At 38.8% G+C, this 20828-nt stretch carries 25 protein-coding genes; 8 read left to right on the top strand and 17 right to left on the bottom strand.

What is annotated here, in order from left to right:
* Positions 1-133 precede the first annotated feature (133 nt).
* Positions 134-583, top strand: coding sequence for a YndM family protein (locus NST79_RS10035; RefSeq protein WP_044052523.1), 450 nt, complete (start codon positions 134-136; stop codon positions 581-583).
* 26 nt (positions 584-609) lie between these two features.
* Here NST79_RS10035 and pghL read toward each other — a convergent pair whose 3' ends face one another.
* From pghL to NST79_RS09985, 10 genes are all read right to left on the bottom strand, one after another.
* Entirely contained in the window at positions 610-1368 is a 759-nt protein-coding gene (gene pghL, locus NST79_RS10030) for a poly-gamma-glutamate hydrolase family protein (RefSeq protein ID WP_212059638.1), read from the bottom strand.
* Between the two features lie 224 nt (positions 1369-1592).
* Positions 1593-1907: a hypothetical protein gene (locus tag NST79_RS10025; RefSeq protein WP_003245621.1), complete on the bottom strand. Its 315-nt coding sequence runs from the start codon at positions 1905-1907 to the stop codon at positions 1593-1595.
* 77 nt (positions 1908-1984) lie between these two features.
* On the bottom strand, positions 1985-3625 hold the full coding sequence (locus NST79_RS10020) for a YndJ family protein (protein ID WP_212059636.1): 1641 nt from the start codon (positions 3623-3625) through the stop codon (positions 1985-1987).
* A complete protein-coding gene (locus NST79_RS10015) occupies positions 3622-4239 on the bottom strand; it encodes a DUF4166 domain-containing protein (RefSeq protein WP_101172435.1) in 618 nt (205 codons plus the stop codon). The genes NST79_RS10020 and NST79_RS10015 overlap by 4 nt, the downstream gene beginning before the upstream one ends.
* 4 nt (positions 4240-4243) lie before the next feature.
* The gene (locus NST79_RS10010; RefSeq protein WP_212059628.1) at positions 4244-5050 is read right to left on the bottom strand and encodes a hypothetical protein; all 807 of its coding nucleotides are present in this window, start codon (positions 5048-5050) and stop codon (positions 4244-4246) included.
* A gap of 151 nt (positions 5051-5201) precedes the next feature.
* Positions 5202-6416 (bottom strand): Ger(x)C family spore germination protein, encoded by a 1215-nt coding sequence (locus NST79_RS10005; RefSeq protein WP_130572411.1) that lies wholly within the window; start codon positions 6414-6416, stop codon positions 5202-5204.
* Positions 6406-7497 carry a spore germination protein gene (locus tag NST79_RS10000; protein ID WP_212059626.1) on the bottom strand — a complete coding sequence of 364 codons (1092 nt, stop codon included), beginning with the start codon at positions 7495-7497 and terminating at the stop codon, positions 6406-6408. The genes NST79_RS10005 and NST79_RS10000 overlap by 11 nt, the downstream gene beginning before the upstream one ends.
* Before the next feature lie 29 nt (positions 7498-7526).
* Positions 7527-9086, bottom strand: coding sequence for a spore germination protein (locus NST79_RS09995; protein WP_212059625.1), 1560 nt, complete (start codon positions 9084-9086; stop codon positions 7527-7529).
* Between the two features lie 294 nt (positions 9087-9380).
* On the bottom strand, positions 9381-9569 hold the full coding sequence (locus NST79_RS09990; protein ID WP_014476925.1) for a hypothetical protein: 189 nt from the start codon (positions 9567-9569) through the stop codon (positions 9381-9383).
* Between the two features lie 37 nt (positions 9570-9606).
* Positions 9607-9729 (bottom strand): hypothetical protein, encoded by a 123-nt coding sequence (locus NST79_RS09985; RefSeq protein ID WP_256683449.1) that lies wholly within the window; start codon positions 9727-9729, stop codon positions 9607-9609.
* A 148-nt stretch (positions 9730-9877) separates the two neighbouring features.
* Between NST79_RS09985 and NST79_RS09980 the strand changes: the two genes are divergently transcribed.
* Entirely contained in the window at positions 9878-10312 is a 435-nt protein-coding gene (locus tag NST79_RS09980) for an SRPBCC domain-containing protein (protein WP_003231627.1), read from the top strand.
* A 64-nt stretch (positions 10313-10376) separates the two neighbouring features.
* On the opposite strand, the gene NST79_RS09975 is transcribed toward NST79_RS09980, so the two are convergent.
* A complete protein-coding gene (locus NST79_RS09975) occupies positions 10377-10775 on the bottom strand; it encodes a hypothetical protein (RefSeq protein WP_009967329.1) in 399 nt (132 codons plus the stop codon).
* Positions 10776-10791: 16 nt separating this feature from the next.
* On the bottom strand, positions 10792-10950 hold the full coding sequence (locus NST79_RS09970) for a hypothetical protein (protein WP_033885321.1): 159 nt from the start codon (positions 10948-10950) through the stop codon (positions 10792-10794).
* A gap of 78 nt (positions 10951-11028) precedes the next feature.
* Here NST79_RS09970 and tatAC point away from each other — a divergent pair, with 78 nt between their 5' ends.
* The 4 genes from tatAC to NST79_RS09950 all read left to right on the top strand — a co-directional run bounded on the left by tatAC (position 11029) and on the right by NST79_RS09950 (position 13077).
* On the top strand, positions 11029-11217 hold the full coding sequence (gene tatAC, locus NST79_RS09965; RefSeq protein ID WP_003231634.1) for a twin-arginine translocase TatAC: 189 nt from the start codon (positions 11029-11031) through the stop codon (positions 11215-11217).
* A 174-nt stretch (positions 11218-11391) separates the two neighbouring features.
* Complete coding sequence (locus NST79_RS09960; protein ID WP_024573164.1) at positions 11392-11592, top strand: spore coat protein CotC; 201 nt, start codon at positions 11392-11394, stop codon at positions 11590-11592.
* A 245-nt stretch (positions 11593-11837) separates the two neighbouring features.
* On the top strand, positions 11838-12194 hold the full coding sequence (locus NST79_RS09955) for a YoqO family protein (protein ID WP_033885320.1): 357 nt from the start codon (positions 11838-11840) through the stop codon (positions 12192-12194).
* Positions 12195-12357: 163 nt separating this feature from the next.
* Positions 12358-13077: a YrpD family protein gene (locus tag NST79_RS09950; protein WP_212059621.1), complete on the top strand. Its 720-nt coding sequence runs from the start codon at positions 12358-12360 to the stop codon at positions 13075-13077.
* A 738-nt stretch (positions 13078-13815) separates the two neighbouring features.
* Here the strand turns inward: NST79_RS09950 and NST79_RS09945 are convergent.
* Together NST79_RS09945 and NST79_RS09940 are read right to left on the bottom strand one after the other, a co-directional pair.
* On the bottom strand, positions 13816-14655 hold the full coding sequence (locus tag NST79_RS09945) for a thymidylate synthase (RefSeq protein ID WP_212059619.1): 840 nt from the start codon (positions 14653-14655) through the stop codon (positions 13816-13818).
* Between the two features lie 274 nt (positions 14656-14929).
* Positions 14930-15094 carry a hypothetical protein gene (locus NST79_RS09940; protein WP_003231643.1) on the bottom strand — a complete coding sequence of 55 codons (165 nt, stop codon included), beginning with the start codon at positions 15092-15094 and terminating at the stop codon, positions 14930-14932.
* Positions 15095-15495: 401 nt separating this feature from the next.
* Between NST79_RS09940 and cotU the strand changes: the two genes are divergently transcribed.
* Positions 15496-15756: a spore coat protein CotU gene (gene cotU / locus NST79_RS09935; protein ID WP_088467220.1), complete on the top strand. Its 261-nt coding sequence runs from the start codon at positions 15496-15498 to the stop codon at positions 15754-15756.
* Positions 15757-16397: 641 nt separating this feature from the next.
* Here cotU and dutA read toward each other — a convergent pair.
* Positions 16398-16832, bottom strand: a complete 435-nt coding sequence (gene dutA / locus NST79_RS09930; protein WP_003245820.1) for a dUTP diphosphatase DutA — start codon at positions 16830-16832, stop codon at positions 16398-16400.
* Positions 16833-16861: 29 nt separating this feature from the next.
* The gene (locus tag NST79_RS09925; protein WP_029317844.1) at positions 16862-17323 is read right to left on the bottom strand and encodes a DUF2691 family protein; all 462 of its coding nucleotides are present in this window, start codon (positions 17321-17323) and stop codon (positions 16862-16864) included.
* A gap of 464 nt (positions 17324-17787) precedes the next feature.
* Between NST79_RS09925 and alr the strand changes: the two genes are divergently transcribed.
* Positions 17788-18972, top strand: a complete 1185-nt coding sequence (gene alr / locus NST79_RS09920) for an alanine racemase (protein ID WP_015713988.1) — start codon at positions 17788-17790, stop codon at positions 18970-18972.
* 101 nt (positions 18973-19073) lie between these two features.
* Here the strand turns inward: alr and NST79_RS09915 are convergent, their stop codons facing one another.
* Positions 19074-20489, bottom strand: coding sequence for a sugar porter family MFS transporter (locus tag NST79_RS09915; protein ID WP_015252019.1), 1416 nt, complete (start codon positions 20487-20489; stop codon positions 19074-19076).
* Positions 20490-20828: the final 339 nt, after the last annotated feature.

The raw sequence follows: 20828 nt of genomic DNA, 5'->3' as shown, positions 1-20828 counted from the left end.
AAAATACCAGTGTAAACAAAAACGGACTGTTTAAAATAGTAACATGACCATTATGAATGGTTTTGAATTGCATTATTTATCATTTGTTTACGCCCAAGAATTTTCTTCAAAAAATAACAATTTAGGTGGTCAAATGAAACATATCATTGCGCTTGCTTCAAAGATTGCTTTCACTCTCGCCCTTTTATATGTGATTTTGGACAGAGTCTATCACGCATCCTTTTTAAGTGTGATGTTTATTGCACTTTTCTTAGGTTTTGTTTCCTATCTTTCTGGTGACATGCTCGTCTTACCCAGAACAAACAATATTACAGCTTCATTGGCTGACTTTGGCCTTTCATTCGTTATTCTTTGGGTATTTGTTTTAACCCAAACAAGAAACGATTTCTCACCATTTGGAGCGGCTCTCCTTTCCGCTGCCTGTCTTACTGTTTTTGAATACTTTTTTCATCGGTATTTACTGAAAAATGTGCTTGATGAAAATTTCCGAAATGAACTGTCAACGAGAGATAACGCGTTGCAGTATCAAACGGAAGCCGCGGACGAGCTGTTTCCCGAAACGAAAGAGAAACATAAGGAATAGGAGGCTGTCTTATCGCCTCCTATTTTTCAGTAGCTATTTTTGAGAAAACGGAACATCACTTCTGTAAACTCATAAAACCTCTCATTTTGAGTAACAGCTCTGCTTTTTAAAGAAAAGATGCCGAACAAAGACTTTCTAAAGCCTGTGCTCATTTCTATCTGGATACTTAAACCTGTTTTTGATTTATTTGCAATGTTATTCGGACTAACGCCCGCATGCGGATGGTCTATATTGAGCAATACAGCAGGAAAACCGGCATGCTGCAATTTCTCAACTAAATCTGCCGCTCTTACGCGATCTGTACCGCCGACTTCGATCTGCTGATCTTCTTCTGCGTACCCATGTAATGAAATGACATATTCATGATTTCCCGTCATTTTAAGGGCCCGAGGTTCATCAAAGTGCGTGCTCGTAATGTGCAGGACTGAGTTTCCTGCCGATTTTAAGCCTTCAAATAAATACATCGAGTACTCTTTGCTGAGCTCTCTCGCTACTTCACTTGTCCCGCCTTCAATACCTCCTCCGTGAATGGCTAAAACAAGAACAGGGCTTCCGGTTTCTTTCGTAACAACGCCGTAATCAGAAGGATCTTCATTGCTTTTTAATTCCTCAAAATTCTGATATACATCTTCAGCATAAATTGAAGAAATCGGAGTAAACACCATAAAAATCAACAATAATTTTACAATTTTAATAGTTGATGGAAAACGTTTGGCTATGTTACAATCAACATGCTTCAAGGAATGGAGCAAACGGCGGAGCAGGGATACTTTGGCCGGTTTCATCTACTCCGCCTCTAAGTCCAAATCAACAGGATGTAGGTCTCTTTGAGGCTTTAGCACGAATTCTCTCGTCCTCCTTGTTAAATTTTTGTTAAATTCACAATATTATATACCATTAGCCCGGGCGCTGTTCTTCTCATTTTTGAATTTATGAAAAGTAAGCTGGCACCACCTCTCCCATTTCCATACAAAACAAAAATGCACCTGCCCTTTGGCCTGTGCATTTTTTATTTTCTCTTCATTCTTCGTTTTTTTGCTTGATTTAATTTCATGATGTTTTTTTCAATTTTTCTTATGTTTCGCCTTTGCGGGATTGTTTTCATTTCATAATAAACAGAAATAAACCCGCTTACTGTCACTGCTGCAATATAAAGGACGCGCTGTTTGATCATCCGGTCAGCGTGTCCATGATCATTCGCTTCTTTTTCCAGTCTTTCGATCACAGCTTTATCAAACAGCTGATCGACATACACTTGTTTCATTCCCACTGCAAACCCCGCAGCCAGCCAAAGAATCAGAAATAAACTGATATAAAACACCATAAACCCTTCCTTTCCTGTCTTGATGCGGTGCAGAATTTTGAAATGCAGCAACTGGCAGACGAAGCTTCTTCTTTGTGTTAGGTTCTTTCAATAGGCTGGTTAATATGTGTAATGCTGTAATGAACAGTTAGAAATTTTAATCCAAACAGCCACATATGATGAACAGCGGTTAATTTGTTGTCATGTGCAGCTTCTATCAGAAAGGTTTCAGATAAAGGAAGCGGACAAGTTCCCGCTCTTGTTTGCAGATAAATCCCCTCATCCCCCGCTCTGCTTTTTCTCCGGCTGCTTGTTAAAACCAGCTTCTCCTGATGATGATATGGTTTTAAAACACCTGTCATGCTGCTGAATGGAAGCGGTAAAGAAATATTCATATACCCCTCTCCATTTGAACGATACACTGAATAAAGAGCGGTAAAAATGGTTTCGTTTTTTTCATTTGTTCTAATCCAGGCACGTACTCTTTCCCTTCCGTCTTTTTTCGAATGAACACCTTTTATCTTGCTGTACATCCTATACCAGTCAGGGTTCGTCGAAAGATGTATTTGGCCGATTCTTCTGCTGAACCATTCGTAAATAATTGCAAGCGGCCGAAACCACGTGCTCCATGTTACTTTTGCTTTAATATTGTATTCGATGGTTTGTTCATAAAACGAAAGAATGAGCGGCGCCAGTTTTTCTGGTGAAAAATCTTTTGAACGCAGGCTGCCCATATCATCCACAAGTCCGCTGTACCGAGCGTTATTTTCAGCTTGAATGTTAGCTAAAAATTCTTCTCCAATCTTTCTTTTTCCGTAGATACGGCTGAATGTCTTTACACTGTCTGCATCAAAAGGTTTCGCATCCTCTATTCTCCACCCTATGAGAGCGGGCAAGATAACACCAAACGCGTTGACAAAACCGTGAATCCAAATCATCTGATTGATGGTCAATGTAACTTCTTGCCGAAAGACACCAAATGAATAAATCATCGAGAAAGCAATCGTTATCATTAAAACAGCGGAAGAAAGCCGAATAAGAAATGTCCCCGTCTTGGTGCGAAAAGCTGCCGTGAACACCAAAAATGCATGAAGATAAATCGCCGCCATATAAATGCTAACCGCAATGACATCAAGTGTTTTTGAATATGTGATGCCCAGTGCGATAAGAAGGGGCGAAAGCAAAATCACCCATGTTATCCAACTGTACAACATCCGATGTTTTCTAATGGTTCTGCCGAGTAAACCGTTGAAGATCGGGATCAGAAAAGCAGAATAGTGAAAGTGGACAGCAGTCAGCAAAATGATGAGAGGGCCAAATTGCATGATCTGCAAATGGGCAGCATAAGCAAAAAACCAAAATCCTCCTCCCGCCAAATAAATAAGGCCGAACAAAACTGATGTCTCTTCGATTCTATGTATCTTTGTTTCCCAAAGGCGGAGGATCGCATACAATGCAATAAAAACTGTGTACATCCACCAGATAAGTGCGAAACCCCCAACCTCCGTCACTAGAGCCAGCACCGCAAAGAATGCGGCTGCCGGATACCACTGGATTAGCCCATATTCCATAAACTGAGCAGCACGAACCGGAGATTGACGAAAAACAAAAGGAAAAATTCCCGGCACGAAAAATAGAATGGATAACAAAACGAGTGCCTCTGCCACTGAAATATCCGGTGCTTCTGCTGCAAGAAATCCAATAAAACAAAGCGCACTGACTATGCCATTTCGTTTCATGATTCTCTCTCTTCCTCCTGAAACGTTCCTTTATAAAAGAAAAGAGTGCCAAGAATTGTATTTTGCACATGCACTTCAATGGTGAAACAATTCTTTTTTTCATCAAACGTTTCGCAAACTACGGATGTACCGGTCAGCCATTTCGGCAGCGGGATTCTTTTTCCGCATATTAATAGCCATTGCTTTCCCGATGTGATCGTAAGAGAGCCGTCATGAGATGCCTCGAACGTCAAAACAGACAGCAGCAGATGAGGTTTGCCGAAGAAATCAAGTATTCTATTTTCTTTCTCGTCATATATCATTAACGCATCAAAGAAACGTTTTTTGCCTTTAAAGAAAAATGTACGATTCCATTCTATTCCTGTATGTTGCGATTTCAAAAGACAAGTTCTATTTTGTATTGTAAATGGAATGTCTTTGCCTCTTTCTGAAAAGAAGCATCTGAAAAAAACACCCAGCTTTAACAGCATTCTAACCAGAAAAGAGCCTCCGCTTATTTCTGACATCGTTCCCGTCCCGCTGAATGTATGAGACCCGTCTAATTGGTACCGTTTCCGCAGCTTGGGATGCAGCAAATGATAGTTAATAATTGATTTTTCATAAATCGAACTCACAATGTCACTTCTTTCTCTTTCGTTTTGTGCGCCTGGCACTGGGGAGCTGCAGGCTAAGAGCGCCGCTTGCAGCAGAAAACACACTCAACAGAACCCACATGAATATTTCAGAACCTAGACAAGCAAACCCAGCAAAAATACAAGCCTGGACACCATGAATGATCCATTTTCTTTTTAAAGGAAGCAGCCATAAAATAGCTAAGCCTATCTCCGCTGTTCCTGCCAATATGCTTGTCTTAACACCTGCAAAGCCTTGATAGAACCAAAACAGGCTGAAAAACAGACACATGAACACATAGATGATAGCAGATCGAATGAAGCGCTTCGGATGTTTATTTTGCTCTACCCAAAGCCTTAATGCATCAAAGCTCCAGGCAGTCGCCCAGCCAAGCAGCGGCCGAAATAATAAACGATCAATCCATCTTCCCAGCAGTCCGTAGGCTGTTTTGTATTGGTACTGTGTTAAAAACGTCATTTTCCCATTTTCTCTCTGTATATACTTCCAGTAGCCGCTTCCATGCCGAATCAAAGATAATGGATGATCAGAGCCAAAAGCCAGTGAAGAAGACCTTTCAGATGAACATTTGTTGAAAACACCGACGGTTTCTCCTGTACCTGACACCTTTAATCCAAAGCCTACCCTTGTTTCGTAAAGAAACTTCTGTTTTTCGCATGGCTGACTATTCAAATGCGTAATATTTGAAAACCGGAGATCCCATTCCTTATGCAGTGATGGGTTTTGTGTATATTCCCAGAGTGTATCCAGATCAGATTTCATTTCGATTTCTACATAAATCGGTTTCTGCCTCACAGCCCCTTCTCCCTTCTATTTCAAGCAATTCCTATATTAGCATATTGGTCGATTCGAAAAGGAAAAGTGTATATCTCTCCAAAAAAAGTATCTTTATCCTAAAAAATGCATAAAAAGAGAAGAGAGGTTTCCTTCTCTTCCTTGGGATTCATTACTGAGTTTTAACCGTGCCGAAATGAGTAATTGTGATGTTCACACTGTATGTGATGTCGGCTTTACTGAAGGTGTCATCCCAGTTATTTTTCACCCTTTTCCATAAGTGAGGATATGTAAGTCTAAAAGATTCATCAAAACCCGCAACATCTGCTTTATAATCATGCTGAATTTTTTTTAATACCTGACCAACTATTTTCTTTACCTCGTTTTCAATAGTCGTTTCGAGACGATCTATAAACTGGGTGTCCAACGCCTCTTTTGTGTTCCAGTTTTCAACCAAATCGCCTTCTGATTCAATATCGACATGGAATGAAATATCTTTCCCTTTTACGATTGGCTGAATTTTGCTTTTGATTTTATTGATATCGTACGCTAATGTCTGTTGGCTCTTTTTATCATGGCTTTTGACAACTCCGCCTTTCCCTTCTCCTCTAATCCATGTAATCCCCTCAGTTTCATATTCATTTAAAGTGCCGATCATTTTTTTCGATTTTCCGTTGATTACAGCTGCTCCGGAATACTTGACCGCTCCATTGGCCGCAACCACATTTTGCAGTAAAAAGCTGCTGCCAGAATGCAGTTTTCCAATTAGTTTCGCGAGTGTCATAGGGGGAAGAATTCTGGAAACTTTATGTTCATTTTCACCTAATCCAATCAGCCGAAATGCCGGAATTTCTCCGTTCTCTTTCAGCTGGAGAGCGTCTCTTGCTTCCCCTTTAGCAGATAAAACAAGACAGCTCAGCCTGATTTCATTATCACGAAAAAATTGATCCAGCATTTCGTCGATTGGAAATGTGTGCAGCACATCTTCACTCATGACAACAACTTTTAAATGCGGGCTAAACACTTCTCGGTCCCGTCTTAATGCAACCTCACTTCCGATCTGCTGTAATGAATCCCCTGTTTCACTTATATTAATGTACGCTTTTTGCGCTCCTTGTCCGCTACCGCCTCCCCCGCTTGTGCCCGCGCCTGCCGCTTTTTCATTAACAAATTGATAGGTCAGCGTAATGTTGTCTTTTTTCGGATAGCTCCCGCCCTCTTCTTTTAACTCTTTTTCAGTGTTCGTTTCTTTTCCTTTATCAATTGCGATAGCGAATGTGAGACCCAGATCTTCTATTTCCCGACTGCTCCAGCATCCTGTTACGCAAATCATCAGCAGACATACTATGACCATAGCAGGCAATTGACGTTTTAGTTTACTTTTCACCTCTTTTCCTCCATTTCGAAATGACTAACAGCAAAATCGGCAAAGCGCCAAATATATACAAAGCGATATGACTGACCGTATCGCCTAATATAAAGACGTCATTTTCATTTTTCGGCATGCAAGAGAGGATATATATAACAGGAAGCAGCCCAAACATACATGAAAGGGGTTTCTTTTTAAAAACTTGTGAGACTCCCAGGGAAGCTGCATAAAAAGTGATAATAAACGTGGCAAAAAGCTGCATAATCCAAATCACAAGCAGAAATGATTCAAACCGTTCAAATATTAAACCAGGTATTTCAAAACTTCTCATCAGGTCAAGCCCCGGCCATGTTCTCGTCACAACTCCCTCAACTGATAGTGCACCGATGACCATAATCATCGTAATCATATAAAAACTGGTCACAACGCCTGTCCCGATCACAACTGCTTTCACCGCATTTTTCGGCTTTTTCATAAATGCTACTAAAATGAACATAATTTCTGAACATGTAAATGAAAGGTTCGTTGTCTTTACACCTCTAAGAACCGGCATGATTCCATCACCTAATACAGGGCGCAAATTGTTGATCTCAAATATGCCTAAACTCATGAGGGCTATCGTTAAAAAGATGATGACCGTAATCGGAAAAATCATTTCAAAAAGCCGTGCAATCGGATCTAGGCCTTGTGTAATTGAATAAAGCCCAATCCAAAGAACTGTCATAATGATGGCCCAAGAAGGTGTCCCTTCGAGGAGAAAAAAATCCACGATTTCGGACATGACTCTGACTTCAAATGCACCGAGTGCCAGAAAATAAGTAATAAAAACAATACTGATCAGATGCCCGAGCCATTTTCCTACAATATGTCGGGAGTATTCATAAAAGGTCTCCTTAGGATACTGCTGGCTTAATTTAGCTATCATCATCCCGGCTATTACCGCTAGGACCCCGCCTAATAAAACTGAAATCCATCCATCAGGAGATTGTGTTTGTTCTGTTACTGTCCGAGGGAGCGTAAGAACTCCGGCAGCAAGCATATAATTAATGATGATAATCGTTGCCTGAGCGGTTGTGATTTTACTGGTTGGGCTGAACATGAGACTTTATCACCATCCTGTCGAGTTCATCACTTCACCCGTTTTGTATTATCTGTATTCATCAATTTAGGCCGGCGCTTCATGACTAAAAGAGGCATTCTGATAACAAAGTCTTTCCAATCTTTTAAGTGATAGGGCACTGCCGGACTTGCGTATGGCACACCAAAGCTCTTTAGCTTTACGACATGGCTGCTTAGCAGCAGATAATACATAATGACTCCAAACAATCCAAACACCGCCGCACAAAACATCGCGCCAAACCGAAGCATCCGAAGTGCTATACCTGTGCTATAATGCGGGATGGCAAATGAAGAAATTGCTGTGAGCGCAACAACAATGACCATGATTGGACTGACAATCCCCGCCTGCACAGCTGCTTCCCCGATGATTAATCCGCCAACTATGCCTATTGCGGGTCCAATTGGTTTTGGCAAACGAAGCCCCGCCTCTCTTAAAATTTCAATCGCGACTTCCATAAATAAGGCTTCAATCAGAGATGGGAACGGAACACCTTGGCGCGTCCCGGAAATTGAAATCGCCAGCTTGGTCGGAATTAACCCAGGATGAAAAGAAATAAATGATATATATAAAGCGGGTGCGAATAACGTTATCATTGCTGCGATGAACCTCAGCAATCTGATGAGCGAGCTCGGGAACCACCGTTCATAATAATCTTCAGGCGATTGAAGCATCATGCTGAAAGTGACTGGAACAATCAAAGCAAACGGAGTGCCGTCAAGCAGAATGGCTACTCTTCCTTCCATTAATCCGCTTATGACGCGATCAGGACGTTCTGTACTCTGTACTTGCGGGAACGGGCTCAAATAATTATCCTCAATTAACTGTTCAACGTAACCTGACTCCGGCAAATGATCGATCTCAATCCCTCTCACTCTTTTTCTTACTTCCTCGACTACTTTTGGATCTGCAATGTCATTCATATAAGCGATGATTAAATCCTTTTTTAATCGTGTTCCTACTTCAAATCTCTGCAATGTTAATTGATCATTTTTTCCTTGCTGTCTCAAAAGAGCTGTATTCGTACTCAACTCTTCTGTAAAGCCTGTGCGCGGTCCTCTGACAAGCGCTTCTGAAAGCGGCTCCTCGATACTTCGATTTTGTTTTTTTACAGTTCCCAGAAGAAAGGCCTGCGGTATTCCATCGATGAGAAGCGCTGTCGAACCCATGAACACATTCAACACGATATCACTGATTTTCTCTGATTCTATGACATCACCGATTGATATGATTTGATTTTTTATCTGTTTCGAAGTTAAAGTACCTTTGCCGGATTGAGAAATTTCATCGCTTACCTGATTAGGTTGATTCATGACTAACACTGATAGACCTTTATTAATCAATTCCTGATCAGACAGTCCTTCAACAAAGATCAATGCCGCTTTTACATGTAAATGAGTGATTTCAAACTCACGGAAGTGAACGTCCCCGTTATGTCCTATTTTTCTTTTTACATGTTCTAAATCGTATCCGATGTTACCGGTTAACACATCCTGATCCTTTTCAGCTGTTGAATGATCTGATTTATGCTGCTTCTGTGTTTTGTACTGATTGCTCCGCCACCTCATCATTGCACCTTCTTATACATGAATCCAAGTAAACACTTTATAGATTGCATATGGAACGAGAAATACTACTAACGCTTGAAACCACACATTCCAGTCAGTAAGTGTTGATATCATGTTATCCATCTGTCAGTTCCCCTCTCTCTAATAGGATTATTTTTCCCGTATACCTATTTTTTATGTTCGTCTTTTTTCTCAATAAAAAAGCATGATGAACATTTCATCATGCTTTTAAAGAAATCAACCTGACCATTTTGCATTATTAAACACAAAATGAGCCTTTTAGCAGTCTGGGATAAACTAAAATTCCAGCTTGAAGCTTTCTGCCTGATCTGAAACTTCCACAGGAATCCCCATTATCGTTTTCGGTTTGGAAACGTAAACAAAGCGCATTTCTTCCTCTAATTGCTGAAACACTTTTTCACTAACTATAATTCTGGCCGGCTTCCCTGGACTGTTATCAATGGCTGCTTTGATTTTTCCAAGCATAAAAAACCTCCTGTTTTAGAAAATGGCACATTTACTATTAAAACAAAAATCGCAAAATAAATTGGCTGAACAGGAATTCCGGTTCAAACATAACAGTTGCGGCTGAGCAAACAAGAATGAACGAAATGACAATATACACATCTCTCTCTTTTTCGTGCATGCAGAATTCTCCCATTCACAGATCAGACTGGCGACTGACACGCTGTTCAACAGCAGCTCTAGCATAAATAATGCACGCTATGGACATGATCTTATTAGTTATTATATGATTGAATTGAAAAAACATCATATGTCAAGAGGTAAACGAAATGGCTCAAAACAACGAAAATGCATTACCGGATATTACAAAAAGCATTACTCTGGAGGCTCCCATTCAGAAAGTCTGGGAGACAGTCTCTACTTCAGAAGGCATTGCCAAGTGGTTTATGCCCAATGACTTTCAGCTCAAAGAAGGACAAGAATTTCACTTACAATCGCCGTTTGGGCCGTCCCCTTGTAAAGTTTTGGCTGTTCAAGCTCCAACTGAACTTTCTTTTGAATGGGATACAGAAGGATGGGTCGTTACCTTTCAATTAGAAGACTTGGGGGAAAAGACAGGGTTTACCCTTATTCACAGCGGCTGGAAAGAGCCGAATGAAGTGATCGGCAAAGCAAACGAGAAAAGCTCCGTCGTTCGCGGTAAGATGGATGGCGGCTGGACTGGCATTGTAAATGAACGGCTTCGTAAGGCTGTCGAAGAATAAAAAAGAGAGAGGTATCTCTCTTTTTTGTTTTTTTCCAAGGGTTATACTTCACAATTTGAGTCCATCAATCATAAAACGTAACAGTTTTAGATTTACCAGAGTAATCGGTAACAAAGAACTCGGCCTTGTTATTGCTCCCATCTACAAATTTTCCAATACTGCCAAAGGTGTGGCATTCTCCGGGTGAAAAATAGTTTGCCCCTACATAATCATCAGGATTGTCACCGGGATCATCCTCATATAAGTGCAGTGAAACAGAAAAAGGAGTGCTTCCTGAAAGGCACACTCTAAAATCTCCTCCGGTCGAGTATACCGTCGGACTTGAGTAAGTATATGTGTAAGTCCCCAACTTATCCCACTCTCCAGCCCCCGCAGTTCCGGCTTTTTCTGCTTGTGCCGTTAATGGAAAAACCGCAGCCAACCCTAAAACAGACAAAAATCCAACTACCTTAGTGAATCTCATCAGCTACACCACTCCTCTATGTCAATGATAGCCGCAGATACGTTTGTATCATTTCCGGCAGAGCTACATAATTGATCCAGCCTGCCTCCTGCTTCTTAGGCAGGTGGCATTGGACATTATATTCAGCAGCAGCCGTTTTATGAATCCGTCTTTGTGCTGGTTTTAAAATGTTCAAAATAAATGCATTCCCATTTGTACTGCTATCTCTTATAATTTGTTTAAAAGGTTGTACTTCAATCAGGGGGAAAAGGATATGGAATTAAGCTTCACAAAAATACTCGTTATTTTGTTTGTGGGTTTTTTAGTATTTGGGCCTGATAAACTGCCGGCGCTTGGCCGTGCAGCAGGAAAAGCCTTATCAGAATTTAAACAAGCAACAAGCGGACTGACTCAGGATATCAGAAAAAATGACTCAGAAAACAAAGAAGATAAACAAATGTAGGATAAATCGTTTGGGCCGATGAAAAATCGGCTCTTTATTTTGATTTGTTTTTGTGTCATCTGTCTTTTTCTATCATTTGGACAGCCCTTTTTTCCTTCTATGATTTTAACTGTCCAAGCCGCAAAATCTACTCGCCGTATAATAAAGCGTAGTAAAAATAAAGGAGGAGTATATATGGGTTATTACAAAAAATACAAAGAAGAGTATTATACGGTCAAAAAAACGTATTATAAGAAGTATTACGAATATGATAAAAAATATTATGACTGTGATTACGACAAAAAATATGACGACTATGATAAAAAATATTATGATCACGATAAAAAAGACTATGATTATGTTGTAGAGTATAAAAAGCATAAAAAACACTACTAAACGCCATTAACATCTCCTCGTTTTTACTTTCCCCCGGCTATTGCCGGGTCTTTTTTGTTTGTGCACTATATGTATATTTCTGAAGCTTCCCTTTCTATGAAAACCTTGGTGACTGAATCTGAAAAAGAATAGTGAATATTTAGTACATAGTTTAGTTAGTTCATAAGTGAGCGCATTCAGTTTATTGCAGTTACAAAGAAACTTTTATAAACTCTTTGTGGATCATACATAAAAGGAGAGGTTTTTTGTATAGAAACATCGTATTTTATCTCATTTTACTTTGTCTATTTATATCAGTTGTCATGAAAAGCTTTGAGGTGATAAGCACAATAGCCAATGTTATCTGCTTTGTTTTCGTATTGCTGTATTTTAAAGATGAAATGAAAACATACTCACGTAAAGCGTTAGCAATCCTAAGTATTTGTTTTCTTTTCTTAGTCGGTATCTGTGCTTTTATCATTTTACAAGGACAGACATTGATGAAACGTCACCTCTTTTTTACAGGCTTGGAAACGATAGCGGGCATTCTTTTAATAATCGTTTCTTTAAGCATTTGTACTTTTATTTTGGGGAAAATTTCAAATCGGCTAAAACGATTGTGATCTCATTCTTTCCTCTGATAAAGGTATATAGCTTTCAGATTGGAGAAGCGTTTCGTCCCTTACATCACTCAAAATGAAATATTTTGTTTATTTATATACATCAATCCAGTTCCAAAATAAGGTATAATAAATGACGAAATCACTATCAAAAGGGGGAATTTGAGTGAAAAAAATATTGATTGCAAGTGCAGTAGGAACAGCCATTCTTTTCGGAACACTTCCATCAGTTATACCAGGTTTACCCGCGGCAGACGCTCAAGTCGCAAAAGCAGCATCCCAGCTGCCTAACGGAATCGGCGGCCGTGTCTACCTGAACAGTACGGGCGCCATTTTTACAGCTAAAATCACGCTTCCTGAAACTGTCAAAAACAACGACTCGGTCTCTACTCCCTATATTTATTCTGGCTTTAGAGCAACAAGCGGAACTGAAGCCGATATCGGGCTTCAGTACAGCAAACAATACAACGTCTGGAAGCCCCTCATGAAGGTTGGATCCAAAAATGAAGAAACGTACATCGAAGGAAAAGACAAATTCACATACAATAAAGGCTTCCGCCCTGGAAGCACAGTCCAAATGACAATCTATAAAAACTTAAACGGCAATACGCGCATGACCCTTTGGGGAACGAACAATGACGGCTACACCGGACGGATTATCACAGAAATTCAAGGAACCAACATCGGTACGATTTCAAAATGGAAAACACTTGCTACCGCGGCTGTTTCGTATGAAAGCCAGCGTGATGCGATCAAAGCAACCTTTTCGACATCTTTTAACAACATCACAATCGACAATAAAGCCGTCACTCCTGTAATAGATACACAGGATTTCGCAAAGGTTTCTGTTGCCGGAAATAACGTTACGATCTCTGTTCATAAATAAACGAAGCAGCAAAAAGCCGCCAGCATTGTCTGGCGGTTTTATAATTAATTTTCCATCTCCATAAAAAACCGTGTCGGAATCCACTCCCTATATAGATTTACGAACATCAATCTTTTCATTTTTAAGTTGAATTTTAGCCAGGGACCAAAAAGTTTCATAATAAAAACAAATAACCTAGAACTGCACAAAGTAATTGTATTCATTGCACGATGCTGGTCTTTTAAGGTGAAATATTTATATGTTAATATTAGGTTTACAATTAAGCTATTCAAGTGTTTAAAAAACCTAGAAAGGTTGATGAAAATGAACCTTTATTTAGTTATAGCTCTTGTTATTTCAGTTTTTTTTAATGTGATCTTATGTATCCAGTTAATAAAATACAAAACCAATCGATCCACTAATATAAATTGGAAAGAAAGGATGGGACTCAACAATCCTTTTACAGCTATAGTATGGGCTTTTCTTTTCATTACAATTTTCTTGAGCCTTATGATATTAATAGGAGGAATTAACACCTTATAAAACCAATGGCCTTTTCATATCGTTCGTTTAATTTTTCAGACCACGCAATCGTTGTTCACTTGTACTAAGAGAACCCAACGCTTCTAACAATCCTTTTGTTTCGCGTTGGGCTCCAATTTTGTTTACTATTTGTTTATAGAAATATGAAGAAGAAATTTCTTCATTTTTAGCCTAATGCCAGCTTATATTCTGAAAAATAACAATAAAAAGGCAGCATTAAACCGCTACCTCAAATAAAAGCTTGTCCCCATGTTTATAGTTGATTAATTTGAAATCATCAATGGTAAAGTTATAAAAATCTTTCACTTCAGGATTGATCCATAGTTCAGGTGCTTCAAACTGTTCTCTTTCCATTTGAATTTTCAAATTGTCTATATGACGTGTGTACACATGGCAATCCCCAATGTTAAAGATATATTCACCAAGCTCATAACCAGTCACTTGAGCAATCATGCGCTGCAACACATTGTACTGGAATACATTGAATGGATTCCCCAACGCCATATCATTGCTCCGTGCTCTTACCTCGAGGTGGAGCTTACCTTGCTTCACATACCATTGAGTTTCGTATACACATGGCGTTAAGGTCATTGCGTCTAAATCATCAGGATTCCACAGCATTGTAATGTGTCTGCGTGAAGACGGATTGTTTTGCAATTGATGAAGAAGATAATCAACCTGATCCACTTTTTCTCCATTTAGACTTCTGTTTTTCTTCCCCAGCTGAAATCCATATGCATGTCCGATGGTTCCGTCTTCTTGTTTCCACTGATCCCAAATATGTACGCCCATCTTGTTTAAATCATTAACATCATTAGATTTCAGCTGCCAAATCCAGAGCAACTCTTTAATGGCTGTTTTCCAGGCAACCTTTTTTGTCGTTAAAATCGGAACCTCTGAGTTGTCGAATCTCATTTGCTTACTCATTACACTTAGAGTATGTGCCGGTGTTCCATCTGAGTCCCACTTGGTTCTTACATCAAACTCTTCGTCTGAGATTCCATTATTGATGATATCCTTTATAATTGAATTGTATTGTTTATCGAATTGCGTCATGACTATTCATATCCTTCTTTCATTTTCAGTTGCTAAGCATAATTTATTACGAATGCAATATTATCGCAAATACTAAGCACTCGCAGATAAAATGAGATTCTTATTCCAATCACTGTGTGTTTGAAGAGGAGTTAATCCCCCCTCTTTTACACCTGTATTTCTCCATAACATAGTCTGTCACATAGCTCATAGTTACCGCCAGTTTGGTACATACACCGTTGATAACATTGTTGAGGATTATAAGAAATGGTTTGATATTGCGGCACATAAAAATTCAAATAGTCAGGTGTTTGTGTATACCAAATTGGAAATTGTCTAAACACATTAAATCCTCCAATAGCTTTTTCTGATTTAATGCATTGTATTTTACCTCAATATCAATTGTCATTTGTCCATGTGCAATTGGGCTTTCTTTAAAATAAATTCTCTCTAATTTCATTCATTTGATCATTAACAACTTTTTTATGATATTTGGCAGCGGTTCATGCCTTATATGATCTGTTTCTAACCGGTTTTGCTGCTTGTTGACGTCTAACTTTAAATCCTTCAAAAGCAGTGTGAAAAATCACATTATAGAGCTCTTGAATCTTAACCATAACGTTCAAATATTCTTCAATGAGAAAGTCCCTTTTTACGTATATTAATCCTCTCTATACACTTTACTATTATTTTACAGTGATTGAGTGCTTTCTCTCGCTCTTGTTTTAATAAACAGCTATCCGTTTTGTTTTTCAGAAAGTGTTTTAAACAGCCTCTTTTTACTATTCTTATTTCATTTGACCATACCATATCATTTAAACTTCATAAATTAAATTCGAATAACATAAAGGAGGAATTTAATTGGGTTATTATAAAAAATATAAAGAAGAGTATTACACTTGGAAAAAAACATATTACAAAAAGTATTACGACAATGATAAGAAGCATTATGATTGCGACAAGTATTATGATCATGATAAACAACATTATGATTACGACAAAAAGTATGATGACCATGATAAAAAGTATTACGATGATCACGATTATCATTACGAAAAAAAGTATTATGATGATGATGATCATTATTATGATTTTGTCGAATCATATAAAAAACATCACTAAATCTCTTAAACGTCTATTAATTCCCCGGCGACATACCGGGGGCTTTTTTATGATATTTATCGACGATACTCAGATTTTTTTGTGAAGTCTTATGTCTCATTTCATCTTATATTTTGAACTTGTCTCAAGGCTGCTGTAAATTCAATTATTAATGAACACATGTCATTTAACTTGGCTTATTATTAGTGGCATTACTAGTTTTTAGTTGCCTTCCCCTATTTATAAAAATTTAGATAAAAGTATTTCTTTATAGAGATGCTTGTTTCATCGACAACGCAATCCTAAATGTGGTAAAATCGATAAAAATGTAAAAACTGTAAATATAATAAAAGGAGCATCTTTATGTATATAAGTATTATAATTTTAGCATCCATGCTTTTATGGGGGGCAGTTATCCACGAGCTAAGTAAACCTTCAAAAAAGCAAAGCACCAGAAAAATTGTTTCTTTGACATCTTTAGGTTCTTTATCGACTTTAGTTATTACTATTTCACTTTTTCAAAACTTCCCTTTTTAAACTTTGTTTTTAATTAAATCCTTCGTATTAAAATATTCATTTTATACATAATATTTATATGTACCTTGGCTGAAACCTCCATTGATCAATCACACAGCATGAAGACAGCCAAGGATTTATTTTGTTTACTTCGTACCTGTTGAACCGAGTCCTCCTCTATCCTCGTTTCCCAAATGCTCGACTTCAACCAATTCAACCGCCGGCATTTTCTTCATGATTCTAAACTGGCAGATACGATCACCCTTCTTAATTTCAGTATCACGCAATGCATAAGCAGGAAAGAACCAGAAATCGTTGTCTCCCTTATATGACTCATCGATAACACCCATTGAATTTGTTTGAATAACGCCAAAGTTCTTATATGTACTTGAACGAGGGACGACATGTGCTTCGTAACCTTCAGGCAGCTCCATTGCAACACCTAATGGGACAAGCTTAAATTCATCTTTTTTGATTGTTACATCTTCAGCTGCCCGAAGATCAATCCAGTCTCCCTGCTCAATTTTGCTGATTCTTGTTTGTGTTTCATCTAGATACTTGATTTTAATTTGCATTGTCATGTACTAGCTCCTTTAATTTTTATTGAGTATCATACAGTAAGGCTTGTTCTTGTGTCATTTTCATCAGTTATAAATTGAACGTCTTCAAAATCATTCTGTAAAGCATTGAAGTAAAGTTTTTCAATGATATTTTTGTTTTTACAGTAAATCGAAACGTAGCTATTATCTGCTATCAAAAGGACAAGTTCGCAATCACTGTCAGCAAACTCTTCATATGTATTGACTTGATTAACCATTTTTCCATATGGAAATGCTTTCAGTTCAACGAAAATGGTATAGTACTGATTCGTTTTTAATTGTTGCTCAAAAACTGCCCCTTCAACAATTGCGTAGTCATGAAAAAGCTCCTCATCATCGAGCTCTCCTTCTACAACAAAATAAGATTCCCCACTCGTTTGCCACCTATAATTAGCTATTTCTACCGGTTGCAGTATTCGCCATAGAAAATTTCCATATTCATTCGGTATTTGAAAACTAACTCCCCTATTCATGTATACCCCTTACTTAAACGATTTTTGTGAATACGAGTTTAATTATATACTCTAATGTTAGGTTTATGGAACAAGGAATCGACTGCCTTTTCAACCGATTATCTTTTACAGAATTTCCTCAGCCCTTCTCATTTAAAAGGTTCTTCCAATGTTCATAACAACGGTAAGTATTTCCTGATTAGATTTCTCGTTATCATCTACCCTTAGAAAAAAATGTCCCAAAACAAATAATCATTTTTGTAATCCTCGGTCGCCGTACCCATTAACACCCCACTTACAAGCCTCATGTATCCCGTACTTGCTATTATTCGAACATTGATAGGCACCTTCTCGTATCACATGGATTTGCTGTTGAATGATTTCAAATAAAGTTGAATAAAATAAGATCGAATCATCCAACAATTAACATTTATTCTTGCGGCAATAGGTGGTATTTACAATCCATAAGAAGGAAGGAAGCGTTGATGATAAAGCTTTGCCGAGAAGTTTGGATCGAAGTCAATCTTGATGCCGTTAAAAAGAATTTGCGAGCGATCCGCCGTCATATTCCACATAAGAGCAAAATTATGGCTGTCGTAAAAGCGAACGGTTATGGTCACGGGTCTATAGAAGTGGCACGCCATGCACTGGAACACGGGGCGAGTGAGCTCGCTGTTGCCAGTGTGGAGGAAGGAATCGTTTTACGAAAAGCTGGGATTACAGCACCTATCCTTGTGCTTGGTTTTACATCCCTTAGTTGTGTAAAGAAGTCAGCAGCTTGGAATATAACATTATCAGCATTTCAGGTTGATTGGATGAAAGAAGCAAACGAGATATTGGAAAAAGAAGCGAGTGCTAACCGGCTGGCCATTCATATTAACGTGGATACCGGCATGGGACGATTAGGTGTACGCACAAAGGAAGAACTTTTAGAAGTAGTGAAAGCCTTAAAGGCAAGTAAATTCCTCAGATGGACAGGGATTTTCACACATTTTTCGACAGCTGATGAACCGGACACAACACTCACAAAGCTGCAGCACGAAAAATTCATCAGTTTTCTCAGCTTTTTAAAAAAACAGGGGATTGAGCTGCCCACCGTGCATATGTGCAACACGGCTGCAGCTATCGCATTTCCGGAATTTAGCGCTGATATGATCCGTTTAGGTATCGGCTTATATGGTTTATATCCTTCAGCCTATATTAAACAACTAAATCTCGTTAAGCTTGAACCTGCGTTAAGTTTAAAGGCACGCATCGCTTATGTGAAAACCATGCGGACAGAACCCCGAACCGTTAGCTATGGTGCTACATACATCGCAGAACCTAATGAAGTAATTGCTACACTCCCGATTGGCTATGCTGACGGCTATTCTCGTGCCCTTTCCAATCGCGGGTTTGTTCTTCATCGCGGAAAACGAGTGCCAGTGGCGGGAAGAGTAACAATGGATATGATCATGGTCAGTTTAGGAGAAAACGGTGAAGGTAAACAAGGAGAAGAAGTCGTGATTTACGGTAAGCAAAAAGGAGCCGAGATTTCCGTTGATGAAGTGGCTGAAATGCTCAATACGATTAACTATGAAGTCGTGTCTACATTAAGCCGCCGCATCCCTCGTTTTTATATAAGAGATGGCGAGATTTTTAAAGTATCAACTCCAGTATTATACGTGTAGAACATCTTAAAATGCTGAATCAAAATCCCTCTACCAGAGGGATTTTGTTTTTTCTGAAACTAAAAAAATCCCTCCTATAAGAAGAGAGATTTTCAACATATTTATAACTCAATAACTGATTGTTCAGGAGTATTATGATCGTGTCGAGAACGAAAATGCTCTTCTAATTCTTCAAGTGTACGCCCTTTTGTTTCCGGCATGAATTTGTACACAAAACCGATTGCCAATACACCTAAAGCCACAAATATAAAGAATGTAAAAGACAAACCTACAGAGCTAAGCAAGATCGGGAAAGCAAAACCGATCACAAAGTTTAATATCCAAAGGAAAAAAACACTTATCCCAGAACCAAGTCCTCTTAACCTTTGAGGGAATATTTCCGCTATGACAAGCCAAGTCACAGGTCCTACACACCCTTGCATAAAGGCAAGAAATAAAACGGTCAAAGAAAGCACTACATAAGGAAGTGCCATAGATCCATCAAGCACAATTGAGAAAATCGCAATCAATAGGAGAGCTGTAGTCGTCCCCGCCAAACCAATCAATAATATTGGACGCCGTCTCACTTTTCCGACCAGCCAAATCCCAAATATAACTGCAATAACTGATATCAGCCCATTTCCAATATTAGCGATTAAAGCCGCTTTTGTACCAAAACCAGATTCTTTAAGGATTTGTGTGCCATAATACATAATCGAGTTCACACCTGTAATTTGATTCACGATGGCAACACCAATTCCAATCCATAAAAGACGGCGCAGCCATGGTGTAGAAAAGTCCTTGAGTGATGCCTTTTCTAGTGCTGTATCTTTTTCTACCGCTTCTTGAATTTTTCTACATTCAGCTTCTGCACGTTTATCTTCTCGAATTTGTTTAAGAACTCGCAGCGCCTCACTGTTTTTGCCTTTGGTGATTAGCCATCGGGGGCTTTCTGGGACCTTAAGCATACTGGCAAATAACATGATAGCCGGAACAGCACAAATGACTAGCATGTATCTCCAAACATGTCCCGTATTTGCCATTGTTACACCGAGGATCGCATTAAAAACATATGCTAAAAATTGCCCGCCAACAATCATTAGTTCATTTTGGGTTACCATACGCCCTCTCTTTTCATGCGGTGCCATTTCTGCTAAAAAGGCCGGCACCATCGCCGAGGCTCCTCCAACAGCCAGCCCCAGTAAAAAACGAAAGACCGCCATGATGAAAACGTTAGGTGCTAACGCTGTTCCCAGTGATGCCAGGAAAAATAAAAAGGAAAGATTAAGGATCATTTTACGGCGGCCATATCGATCAGCCAATCTTCCGCATAACAACGCTCCAAACGCGGCACCTAATAAAAGAATACTCGTAACAAGCCCTTCTGTAACCGGTGTTAAATCAAGCTGATCTGGCCTTGCCATAAAAGGTAAAGCTCCATTTATAACTCCGGTGTCATATCCAAAGAGAAGCCCTCCAAAAGTTGCTGAAATCATTATTAATTTCAACCTTCGATTTCGATGTTCATTCATATCCATTTCCCCTGCCTTTATTAAGAATACTTAATAAGCTCTTTCAGTGTGGATATTGAGTCAAAACTAAAGTCATCTCTATCTTAGATTTTCGCCTCTGGATTTGTAACCGTTTACATTTTTAGCCAATAGAATAAACCTAAGCTATCAGTTGTTATGTTGTAGTAATGTTTTTGTCACATTATTGTCATTTCTCATATTATCATAATTCCAAAAGCATTTTCAGTCAATATTATTTTCAGGATTATTTATTTCCGCTATGTGATGGTGATGTTTTGATCATCTCGTTGTAAAGTTAACTATTGGCAATTTGGAGTGTTATAAGTTCCCTTGAAGTTTTCCATT

Origin of the sequence: Bacillus sp. PS196 (assembly GCF_037963555.1) — a bacterium.
GTDB classification, from domain to species: Bacteria; Bacillota; Bacilli; order Bacillales; family Bacillaceae; genus Bacillus; species Bacillus subtilis.
Note: the sequence above shows the minus strand (reverse complement) of the source record. Positions and strands in the feature narration are given on the sequence as shown.